General features: G+C 65.5%; 8 protein-coding genes. 3 read left to right on the top strand and 5 right to left on the bottom strand.

Going from position 1 to position 10,611, the window contains the following annotated elements; translation table 11 throughout:
* Positions 1-115: 115 nt before the first annotated feature.
* Both O3932_RS10165 and O3932_RS10160 read right to left on the bottom strand, forming a co-directional pair.
* Complete coding sequence (locus O3932_RS10165; RefSeq protein WP_371538220.1) at positions 116-493, bottom strand: phospholipase; 378 nt, start codon at positions 491-493, stop codon at positions 116-118.
* A 67-nt stretch (positions 494-560) separates the two neighbouring features.
* Positions 561-1,466, bottom strand: a complete 906-nt coding sequence (locus tag O3932_RS10160; RefSeq protein ID WP_371538218.1) for a ribokinase — start codon at positions 1,464-1,466, stop codon at positions 561-563.
* Between the two features lie 110 nt (positions 1,467-1,576).
* On the opposite strand from O3932_RS10160, the gene O3932_RS10155 reads away from it, so the two are divergent.
* Positions 1,577-3,061 (top strand): MFS transporter, encoded by a 1,485-nt coding sequence (locus tag O3932_RS10155; protein ID WP_371538216.1) that lies wholly within the window; start codon positions 1,577-1,579, stop codon positions 3,059-3,061.
* Between the two features lie 98 nt (positions 3,062-3,159).
* Here the strand turns inward: O3932_RS10155 and O3932_RS10150 are convergent, their stop codons facing one another.
* Together O3932_RS10150 and O3932_RS10145 are read right to left on the bottom strand one after the other, a co-directional pair.
* The gene (locus tag O3932_RS10150; protein ID WP_371538213.1) at positions 3,160-4,053 is read right to left on the bottom strand and encodes a 1,4-dihydroxy-2-naphthoate polyprenyltransferase; all 894 of its coding nucleotides are present in this window, start codon (positions 4,051-4,053) and stop codon (positions 3,160-3,162) included.
* Between the two features lie 92 nt (positions 4,054-4,145).
* Complete coding sequence (locus O3932_RS10145) at positions 4,146-5,468, bottom strand: AMP-binding protein (RefSeq protein ID WP_009648347.1); 1,323 nt, start codon at positions 5,466-5,468, stop codon at positions 4,146-4,148.
* A 206-nt stretch (positions 5,469-5,674) separates the two neighbouring features.
* On the opposite strand from O3932_RS10145, the gene O3932_RS10140 reads away from it, so the two are divergent.
* Together O3932_RS10140 and O3932_RS10135 are read left to right on the top strand one after the other, a co-directional pair.
* The gene (locus O3932_RS10140) at positions 5,675-7,117 is read left to right on the top strand and encodes a L,D-transpeptidase family protein (RefSeq protein WP_009648335.1); all 1,443 of its coding nucleotides are present in this window, start codon (positions 5,675-5,677) and stop codon (positions 7,115-7,117) included.
* A gap of 604 nt (positions 7,118-7,721) precedes the next feature.
* Positions 7,722-9,455 carry an alpha-glucosidase gene (locus tag O3932_RS10135; protein ID WP_371538209.1) on the top strand — a complete coding sequence of 578 codons (1,734 nt, stop codon included), beginning with the start codon at positions 7,722-7,724 and terminating at the stop codon, positions 9,453-9,455.
* A gap of 50 nt (positions 9,456-9,505) precedes the next feature.
* Here O3932_RS10135 and O3932_RS10130 read toward each other — a convergent pair whose 3' ends face one another.
* A complete protein-coding gene (locus O3932_RS10130; protein WP_371538206.1) occupies positions 9,506-10,582 on the bottom strand; it encodes a hypothetical protein in 1,077 nt (358 codons plus the stop codon).
* Positions 10,583-10,611: the final 29 nt, after the last annotated feature.

Genomic DNA, 10,611 nt, shown 5'->3' with positions numbered 1-10,611 from the left:
CGTGCGGATGAGGAGGCCCGCGTGCGTATCAAGGGAACTCGGGTGCATGGTGCGGGGTGACGTGTCGCGCCAACACGACGCGTCCCATACGCCTTACTGCATGTGAGGTCGAGTTTTAGGAAGCCTCGTTCTCCGTGCCGTCGCCGTCCTTGCCCTGTTGGCCCTGCTCGCGCCTGCGGCGTTCCTCCTCGTGGCGCTTACGCTGAATGTCGCGTTCGAGGCGGAACAGGAACTCGGGGTCGTCGTCCGGAGCGGTGGGACGCTGAGGGGCCTTGGGCGCACGTGTCTGCTTCTTTTCCGCGCGGGATACCCATCGCAGCGTCAGCCACACAATCGGGCCAATCGCGGCGATCGTCGCTGTAAAGAGGATGATGAGCAGCCAGATCGCCTTGGGGAGCTTGCCGGGCATCTCGTCTTCGGGCGTGCGATGCCAGTCCGCAGCCGCGTAAATGGTGAGCGCGATCATCGCGACGAAGAAGAGGATTCTGACCATGCCCCTAGTCTAAGGGCGTGCGCTGGCCCACGCCGCCCCGTTCACTCCCGGGGCAATCCGCCTCCGCTCAGTCGCGCGTGACCGTCGGCAGCGCCCCGTAGGAGGACGCAGCTCCCGGCGACAGGATCGCTGTGGCTCCCGCCCGCATGCCGTCCGACACGGCATCGACGAAGGGCTTGCCGAGCGCCAGGGCCGCCGCCAGCGCACCCACGCACGCGTCGCCCGCGCCCGTGGTGTCCACGGCCTCGCCGAGGTTGACAGCGGGACAGTGACCCACCTCGGTGCCCGACGCCCACGCCGCCCCCTGCGCCCCCAGCGTGACGACGACGTGGCGCGGCCCCATGCCGCGTAGCGCGCGTGCCACCCCAATCGCCTCTGTCGGCGTCGCGGGAGCGGGCAGGCCCAGGGTCAGCCCGGCCTCGGTCTCGTTGACGACAAGGATGTCGATGTGCGACATCGCTGCCGGGTCCGTGTCGCGCGCGGGTGCAAGGTTGAGCAGGACGCGCGCGCCGAAGGAGTGCGCCCACGCGAGGACCTCGGTGTTCGCGTGGGAGGGCACCTCGGCCTGCAGGACCACGATGTCGGAGGGGGCCGGGAACAACGAGGCCTTGGCGGGCTCGATCGTCACCGCGCGGTTCGCGCCCGCGTCCAAGATGATCGTGTTCTCGCCGGAGGCTGCGACAGTGATGAGCGCTGTTCCCGTGGACCCGTCGACCTCGCGCACGTGCGTGACGTCCACGCCGTGGGCAGCCAAGTCAGCGCGCAGACGTTGGCCCGACAAGTCCGTCCCGACTGCGCCGACGAAGAGCGTCTCTGCTCCCGAGTGCGCGGCAGCCGCCGCCTGATTCGCCCCCTTTCCGCCCAGGCCGTAGGTGAGGGAGGAACCCGACAAGGTCTCGCCGGGGGAGGGGAAACGGTCAACGGTGACCGTAATGTCTTGGTTAATGGAACCGACAACAATGACGCGTGCCATGACATCTCCTATGTGACGGATGCTCTATTGTGCCACGTCACAGTCGGTATTTAAAAGCACCTCGGGGCGATTTCGGCATTATTTCAACGATTAAGTGATGCTTAAGTCGTATGCCAGTTTCCTGCGATACTACTAAAGTGACGCTTTATGGTGAACTATCCGCCGTGCGCAATTTCCGATACCTCGTTTCGACACGCCCGGCAGCCCCATCCTGCCGCGTCACCGCCATCCCCTCCCAGGTGATCCGGGAAGGGGCCACGGCCTCGTCCCCCACGCGCACCACCACACCCGGCGCGGCCGGGATGGACCACCCCGCGCGCGTCCTCCTGCCCCTCCTCGGCATCTACGCGCTCGGCACCGTCTCCCTCCAAGGCTTCAACCTGGTCTACCTGCGAGTCGCCGCCGACATCGGTGCCGGCGACTCCTCCGGCCTCATCACCGCGATCCCCGGCATCGTCCTGGGCGTCGCCTGCTTCCTGTACGGCACCCTCGGCGACTTCGTCCCGCTGCGCCGCATCGTCGACGTCGGCGTCGCACTCATCGTCGCCGGATCACTGCTCGGCTTTGCCTTCTCCTCCTCCCTGACCGGCATCATCATCGCCCGCGCGCTCCAGACCCTGGGCTACCAGGCCTCCGCCTCCGCCTACATGATCCTGGCCACCGGCATCGCCGACCCCAAACGCCGCAGCCTCTACGTCGGCCTCATGTGCGCTGCCTTCCAAGGCGGAACCGCCATCGGTATGCTGTCGGGAGGCCTCCTCGCCGACATCAACTGGGCGATCCTGCTGCTCATCCCCCTCGGCGGCCTCGCCGTCCTGCCCGTCATGGGACGCCGCGTGCCCGCCCGCGCCCACACCGGACGCGTCGACGTCGTCGGTCTCGCCATCTTCTCCTCCCTGGCTCTCCTCCTCACCCTGGCGGCCTCCAACCCCCGCTGGTGGCTCATCGGCGGGCTCATCCTCGGCGGCGTTATCTTCTGGCGCTACATCGGCCGCGCCCGCGCCCCCTTCATCACCCGCTCCTTCTTCACCAACGTGCCCTGGGCGCGCTCCGTCAGCCTCATCGTCATCATCTACTGCATGAACTTCACGGTCGCCCCCCTCATGAACGGCATCGGCGCCGCCCACTACGGACTCACCCCCGCGCAGGTCTCCGTGCGCCTCCTGCCCGCCTACTGCGTCGCCCTGACCGCCGCCATGAGTTCCGGGGCCGTCATGGCCCGCATCGGTCGCGGTGCCACCGTGCGCGGCTGCGTCAGCCTCATCCTGTCCGGAACCGCCCTGCTTGCCCTCTTCATGAGTTCCGGCCCGTGGGTCATCACCGCCGCCATGTGCCTCATCTACGCCGGCTTCGGCGCACTCTTCACCCCCATCTACGACACCGTCTTCGCCACCGTCGCCCCCGGCCAGAACGGCCGCGCCGTCGCCATGAACGACCTGGCCATGCAGGGCAGCGCCGCCATCGGCATCGGCGTGTTCACCCCCTGGCTGGCCTCCGGCTCCTTCGAATCCATCGCCGTCGTCTGCGTCGGAGCCGCAGCCATCGGCATCCTCGGCGACTGGGCCCACGAGGCCCTCTACCGCAGGGGACGCTGAGCCGCGTCGGCCCCCGCGTGGCTACCCCGGCCTCGTGACAGTGCTGACTAGCGTAGCCGCGCCGACCCGCGTCAACGCGCCCGGCCTCGTCTTTCCCTCTAGGACAGAACCAGCGCCAACCCGGCGAGAACCGCCCACGCCAGCGTGAAGAAGCCCGTGTTGCGCAACACGACGATGAGCGCTCGGCCCGACGCGCCGGTCAGCACCGGCAGGCTCACGCCGACCGCCGGGGCCGCCGTGCCCACGCCCAGCGCGCACGTCGCCAGCGGATGCATACCCAGTGCAACGCCGAGCGCCACGATCATTCCCACCGGCACCCAGGCGCAGGCCGCGAACACCCAGCGCGACGCCCGGTCACCCAGGCGCACGGCGGCCGTCATCTTGCCTGACTCGCGATCCGTCGGAATATCACGAATGTTGTTCGCCATGAGCAGCGCCACCGACAGTAAACCCAGCGCCGACGCACACATCCACAGCCACCACGGGGCCACCTGCACCTGCGTCCAAGCCGTGCCCACGCACGCGAGCAGGCCGAAGAATACGAAGACCATCAGCTCGGACAGGCCAATGCCCATGTAGGCGTACGGGTGCTTGCCGCCCGTGTAGAACCACGCGGCCACGACAGCCGCCGCACCCGCCACGATCAGCCACCACGTGCCCGACAGCGCCACCAGGGCAAGGCCCGCGACGCCGGCCAGCGCGAAGCAGCCCAGCGCCGCAGCCAGCACCGTCTTCGGCTTAGCGAGGCCACCACCCGTCAGGCGCGCCGGACCCTTGCGATTGTCATCCGTGCCGCGAATCCCATCCGAATAATCATTCGCGTAATTGACACCCACCTGCAGTGCCAACGCCACCACGAGCGCCAGGGAAGCCCGCACCGCGTCAAACCCGCCCAGATGATGCGCGGCCGCCGACCCGACAATCACGGGTGCAGCGGCAGCGGGCAGGGTGCGCAGGCGAGCGCCTTCAATCCAATCCGTCACGGTAGCCATAGCCACCAGTGTAGTTGGAGCCAGCGCCCGCCCGTCGGACGGGCCAGGAGGGTTAGGTTGGGCCAGGTTGGGCCAGGTCGGGCCAGGTCGGGTTAGCGCACCCAGTTCCTCTCAGTGGCTGTTGCGGCGTTCGCAGTCGCCATAGCGGCACCGCGGTCAATCTTGTCGAATCCCAGGTACGGCAGCTCCGTCACCGCGACCACGCGGCGCGGTGCCTGCGCGCGCCCAATACGAGCGGCGGCGTGCTCGCGCACCGCCGCACCGAGTTCGGCCATCTCCAAAGAATCCGTCGGCATCTGATTCGGAACGACCAGAGCCGTCACGATCTGACCCCACTTCTCGTCGGGGGTGCCCATGATCCACGCGTCCGAAATCCCCTCGTAGGAGCGGACCGCGCGACGTAGAGGACCCGGCGCGATCGACAGGCCGCCCGACGTGATCACGTCGTCCGCGCGCCCGTTCACCTCGACCTTACCCGACGCCCGAATGACGCCCATATCGCCCGAAATCAGCCAACGGTGACCGCCCTCCTCGAAGAACGGGCTCTCCGCGTCCAAGTAGCGCGTCATCAGCGTCGGACCGTTGAATGCCAGGCGGGTACGGCCATCCCAATCGACCGCGCGCACCGTCATGCCGGGCATCGGCTCGCCGTCGTACACGCAGCCGCCCGACGTCTCCGTCATGCCGTAGGTGATGCGCACCTTCAGTCCCGCATTCAAGGCGCGCTCCAGCAGATGCTGGCTGATCGCCGCGCCGCCCACGAGGACCGCTGACAGGGACCGCATCGCGTCCACAACTTCCTCGCCTGCGTCGAGGCACTGGACGAGCTGCGTGGGCACCAGCGACAGGTAACCCGGCATCTCATCCTGCGTGACACCTCTGATAGCGGGGAGGAGGTCACGCGGGTCAAAGCCGTTCGTCGTATCTACGACCTGCGGGTTCGTCTCCGCGACGGCCGCGCGCAAGAGAATCATCGCGCCGGCAATGTGATGCGTCGGCAGCGCCAGAATCCAGCGTCCCGGGCCGCCCAACGCCAGCTCAGTCGCCTTCACCGAGGCCATGAGCGCATCCATCGATAGGCCAACCAGGCGCGGCTTACCCGCACTGGACCCCGACGTCGAAATGACCAGGTCCACGCCATCGAAGAAATGCGGATCGTTCTTGATCTGATTGGCGAGGCCGGGGTAGTCCTCCTCGGGGAACGCCTGCTCAGGCGTCGCCGCAGACCCGCGCAGCGTAGCGGGAGGAACCAGGGCGGGGTCGCGCAAGAAGACAACGGTGTGCGGCGCGGGGTGGTTCGGATCGGCCTGGCGCTCCTCGTAGAGCTCGACCAGCTTATGAATCGACGCGTTAGCCAGGGCGACGGCGCTAATCGCAGTCCCGCCGGGGACGACAAGAATTCGCGGCGCAGTCATGATGTGCCTCCCAAGATCGACAGCGAGCGCAGATATTACAAGGATAAGCGTTTGCGTTGTTGCTGGTGGCAGGCCGCTTCGCGGCAATCATCACGTTTAGTAAACAATTTCTTGATATTCCGGTTATTTTCATGTGGCATACTGCGCAACTGAAAATTCAACAGTCTGCTACCACAAGGGTGCGCGAGGCGTTAGGATGAACACCGATGCTCAAAAATCTTTCCACCAAAACCAGATGGGCGATCGGCGCAGCAAGCGCCCTCGTCCTCCTTGTCGTCTGCGCCATCATCGTATACGCGGCCAACTACTCCGGTCGCGTCCTGCCCGGCACCACCGTTGCCGGGATCTCCGTCGAAGGCATGAGCCGCGACCAGGTCATCTCCGCGGTCACCGCCCGAGCCGACGCTGCCAAGGTTTCTCTCACCGTCGAAGGAAAGACCACCACGGTCTCGCTCAACGAAGCCGGGATCTCCGTCGATGCTGAAGCAACCGCCAACGAGGCCATGAAAGACTCGACCTCCTTACCGTCCTTCATCGGTGCCCTCTTCTCCCGCCGCGCCCTGGAACCCGTGACCACCGTCAGCGAGGACTCCATCAAGAAGCTCACCGCGACCGTGAATTCCACCCTGACCTCGGAAATGAAAGACGCCCAGGTCATCATCGCTCCCGATGAGGAATCCTTCACCGTCACGCCCGCGCAAAACGGCAACGGTATCGCCCGCGATGAGGTCGCCGCCGCCGTCAAGCAGGCCGGCGCCACCCTCGCCTCCGTGTCGCAGAACGTCACCGTTTCACAGATGGAACCCAGCGTCACCACCGCCGATGCGCAGCAGGCTGCCCAAAAAGGCAACGACCTGCTCGACACCTCGATCGAAATCTCCGACGGCATCGACCTGTTCGTCGCCGAGCGCTCCGACAAGGTGCACTGGGTCGAATTCCTCACCAAGGATGACGGCTCCCTCGACGAACCCTCCATCAGCACCGTCAAGGTCGCTGACTGGGTCAATGCCCTGGCTGCAAAAACCGACGTCAAGGCCGAGAACCGCGTCGAGAACGTCGACTCCTCCGGCAACGTGCTGACCACCGCCCGCGAAGGCAAGAAGGGCCTCAAGACCAACAACACCGAAGAGATCACCAAGGGCGTCGTCAAGGCCATGACCAACGGCACCTCCTACGAGGGTCTGTTCCACTACGACGACATCGAGCCCGGCTCTGAAACCAAGCAGGTCGCCGAAGGTACCGAAAACCTGGTTTACCAGGCCGCTGAAGGCGAAAAGTGGGTCGACATCAATCTCACCGATGCCACCGTCACCCCGTACGTCGGCGGCAAGGTCGCTGGCGGACCCTTCTACATGGTCCCCGGCGCGCCCGATACCCCGACCGTCACTGGCACCTTCCATGTCTACCTCAAGTACGACGTGCAGACCATGCGCGGCGAGAACGCCGACGGCACCAAGTACGAGACCGAAGGCGTCCCGTGGGTCACCTACTTCACCGGCTCCTACGCGATGCACGGCGCCCCCTGGCGCTCCTCCTTCGGATGGAGCGGATACGGCGGCTCCCACGGTTGCGTCAACATGCCCGTCGACGCTGCCAAGTTCATCTACGACTGGACCGACATGGGCGACACGGTGGTCGTGCACTACTGATCGCCACTGAGCATCTCGCAGCGGGCCGGAACCCTATGGTTCCGGCCCGCTCGCTGCTTTGTCGGGCTGTGCGGGCTATGCGGGCTGTGCGGGTTGTGCGGGTTGTGCGGGCTGTGCGGGTTGTGCGGGGGCTGTGCGGCGTCTCTGTGTGGGGGTGTCTGGCCTGGTGGGGCTAGGGGATGGCTTCGTGGATAGGTTGTGGGCATGCGGATAGGTTATTTTCCTATCCGTGAAGGCATTAACCTATCCGCCTGTTTGTTTCCTATCCGTATCGTTTCGTCGGGGCTGGGTCTTCCTGTCGGGGCATCGCAGTTGTGCTCTCCGGGTTCTGTGGTGCTTTCTGTTCTGGGCGGGGCTGCCCGGGTGGCGGAGGCGCTGGTGTGGTTCCCCAGCGATGTTGCGTGTAATTCCTTGATAACTAGTTCAGGCTTCGACATTAGGCCGTTGGAATTGCAGTGCTTGTGGGAAGTGTTGACAAATGGCCGGGGAGAGTTACGCGTGACTTTTATGTGGGCGCGACGCGCCTGCGCGGCAGGCGCACACGCGGTAGTCTGCGCGTAACAGCACGGGCGCTGAGCGCCCCTCAACGTACGGCAGGTGTTCCATGTTTTTCCGAGACGATGCGGTGAGCGCGACGGGCAACGGCCTCGGCCCCGACGAGTGGTGGAAGGGCGCGGTCGTCTACCAGATCTACCCGCGCTCCTTCAAAGACTCTAACGGCGACGGCTTCGGTGACCTTGAGGGGATCCGCTCCAAGCTCGACTACCTGAAGGCTCTGGGTGTGGACGTTCTGTGGCTCTCGCCGATCTACGCGTCCCCGCAGGCGGATAATGGGTACGACATCGCCGACTACTACGACATCGACCCCATGTTCGGCACGCTGTCGGACTTCGACCGCCTCCTGGAGGGGGTCCACGAGCGGGGGATGCGCCTCGTTATGGACCTGGTTGTTAACCACTCCTCCGACGAACACCCGTGGTTCGTGGAGTCGCGGTCCTCGCGGGATAACCCGAAGCGTGACTGGTATATCTGGCGGGACCCTCGCCCCGGGTGCGTGGGAGGCGAGGCCGGGGCGCAGCCCAATAATTGGGGCTCCTTCTTCTCTGGCTCGGCCTGGACCTGGGACGAGGCTACGGGTCAGTACTACCTGCACTTGTTCCACAAGAAGCAGCCCGACTTGAACTGGGACAACCCCGAGGTGCGCGCCGCCGTCTACCGCATGATGAACTGGTGGCTCGACCGCGGCGTTGACGGCTTCCGCATGGACGTCATTAACCTGATCTCGAAGGACCCGGGCCTGCCTGACGGCGTCGTCTACCCCGGGCGTGCGTGGGGCGAGGGCTTCCCGCACTTCTCCGAAGGTCCGCATGTGCACGAATACCTCGCCGAGATGCGACGTGAGGTCTTCGATGGGCGCAGCGGCACCATGACGGTCGGGGAGTGCCCCGGCGTGCGCCGCGACAACGTCCTGCTCTTCACGGACCCGGCCCGTCGTGAACTCGACATGGTGTTCCAGTTCGACCACGTCGACCTCGGCCTCGAAGCGGGGAAGTTCCACCCGCGCCCGCTGCGCCCCGGCGAACTCGCCGACTGCCTCACCCAGTGGCAGGAGGCGCAGGGCGAGATCGGCTGGAACAGCCTCTACCTGGACAATCACGACCAGCCGCGCGCCGTCAGCCGCTTCGGCGACGAGACGTACCGCTATGAGTCGGCAACCGCCTTGGCCACGGCGCTGCATATGCTGCGTGGCACCCCCTACGTCTACCAGGGCGAGGAGCTCGGTATGACCAACGGGGTGTTCCATGGCCTCGACGATTTCCGCGACGTGGAGGCGCTACGCTACTACCACGAGGCCGTGGAGTCAGGGGAGAGCCCCGAGGACGTCCTGGCCGGGATGCGCGCCACCGGCCGCGACAACGCACGCACCCCCGTCCAATGGGACGCAAGTGAGCACGCTGGTTTCACGGAGGGAACCCCGTGGATCGGCGTCACCCCGAACTATCGGGACATCAACGCCGCCACCCAGGTGGGTGACCCGTCCTCCGTGTACGCCTACTATCGGGCGCTCGCGGACGTGCGCCACGGCCTGCCCGTCATCGCGGCGGGCTCGTTCGAGCGCATCGTTACTCCCTCACCCGCAGTCTTCGCCTACCGGCGCACCCTCGACGAGGCCGTGGCCACGATCCTGGTCAATCTGTCCTCTCAGCCCGCCTCCCTGGGCGAGGTCGCGCGCGGGGTGAGTGGCGAGCTCATCCTGTCCAACCGGGACCTGTCCGAGGCCGAGCGGGGAGTCCCCGAGAGCCTCGGAGAATGGGAGGCGCGCGTCTACCTCGCGTGAGGGGCGCGTGGCCCCTGAGTGTTGGCGTATTTTCGTGTACACGTCATGAATCATTTATCCAGAGTGCACTCCAGCGTGGGCGTGGCGCCGTCGTAAGCGAAGTTGATACGGCATTCGTAGGAGGCCGCTTGGGGGAGTTTCTTGTCGGCGTTGGGGTCGGTGGGGCCTGTCCCTACTATGAGGGTGAAGCTCCATACCGTCGAGAACGCCGGTGACATTGATGGGCCTGTCCCTACTTTGCGGGTGAAGTGCTTCTTCTCCAGTGGACCAATGAAGGGTGGATCGTTTACCAGGTCCAGTGGTTCAGTGGAGAATGCGAGGGCTCCGCAGGTGCGTTGTCGCGCGGGGTCTGGCGTGCCGGTGCGGCAAGATGCCGCGAAGGCTTCACTTTCGGTTTGGATCCATTGGGTGAGCTTCTCGCTCGGCTCAATTGTGAAAGCTCGCGTCGCGAAGTTCGTGCGGATTTCCCCTGCACCATCGGCCAGGGGGTGCTCGTAGTTGATCGTCCAGTAGTCGGGGTTCTTGGGGGTGGCTTCCATGCGGTAGCTGCCGGGAAAAAGGTAGTACCAACCCTGGGGGTTACTGACCATCACGTCGCCGACGCGAATGCTGCGTAGGCCGTCCGTGTCGATCAACGTGGTCATCGAACCATACGAAGAGGCGTTGATCTTCCACATGCCGAGCTGACCGTTCCTCCGTTTGGTCTCTTTGAAACGCATGTTGAAGTGGTGGGCGTCACTTCTGCTGGCGTTGAAGAGAACCGTGCCCTCGATCGCCGTCGGGTCTTTGGGGGCTGTGTGCCCCTCGAAGGAGACTTTCGAGGGGGCGTGCGCGTGTGCGGCATCCGTTAGGAAGTCGCGCGAGTCTTCGCCGTCGAAGAGGAACGCTTTTTCTGGAAAGTATCTCTGGGCCTCGTCGTATTTCCCGTCCTTGACGAGGTCCATGTAGCGGTTCCATGCATCCAAGGCGGTCAGGTCGGACAGGTACACGTAGTTCGACCAGTAGCCCGCCCCGGCTGCGGCGGCCACGAGGCCCACGCACGAGGCGGCGGCAACCCAGCGCTTGCGCCGCGAGGAGGGGGTGGGCGAGGGGTCTTGCGGTGTGCTCGTCGCTGAGGGCTGGGGCATGAGGGTTCCTTGCGTCGGTGTATAGGAAA

This window comes from Pauljensenia sp. 20925_1_25, from assembly GCF_041433955.1.
Lineage (GTDB): Bacteria > Actinomycetota > Actinomycetes > Actinomycetales > Actinomycetaceae > Pauljensenia.
Note: the sequence above shows the minus strand (reverse complement) of the source record. Positions and strands in the feature narration are given on the sequence as shown.

What these genes read in the sequence shown, in the direction of transcription:
- O3932_RS10160 (WP_371538218.1), bottom strand. Translation starts at nt 1,466, where the DNA reads ATGGCACGCGTCATTGTTGTCGGTTCCATTAACCAAGACATTACGGTC.
- O3932_RS10155 (WP_371538216.1), top strand. Translation starts at nt 1,577, where the DNA reads ATGCCAGTTTCCTGCGATACTACTAAAGTGACGCTTTATGGTGAACTA.
- O3932_RS10135 (WP_371538209.1), top strand. Translation starts at nt 7,722, where the DNA reads ATGTTTTTCCGAGACGATGCGGTGAGCGCGACGGGCAACGGCCTCGGC.
- O3932_RS10165 (WP_371538220.1), bottom strand. Translation starts at nt 493, where the DNA reads ATGGTCAGAATCCTCTTCTTCGTCGCGATGATCGCGCTCACCATTTAC.
- O3932_RS10130 (WP_371538206.1), bottom strand. Translation starts at nt 10,582, where the DNA reads ATGCCCCAGCCCTCAGCGACGAGCACACCGCAAGACCCCTCGCCCACC.
- O3932_RS10145 (WP_009648347.1), bottom strand. Translation starts at nt 5,468, where the DNA reads ATGACTGCGCCGCGAATTCTTGTCGTCCCCGGCGGGACTGCGATTAGC.
- O3932_RS10140 (WP_009648335.1), top strand. Translation starts at nt 5,675, where the DNA reads ATGCTCAAAAATCTTTCCACCAAAACCAGATGGGCGATCGGCGCAGCA.
- O3932_RS10150 (WP_371538213.1), bottom strand. Translation starts at nt 4,053, where the DNA reads ATGGCTACCGTGACGGATTGGATTGAAGGCGCTCGCCTGCGCACCCTG.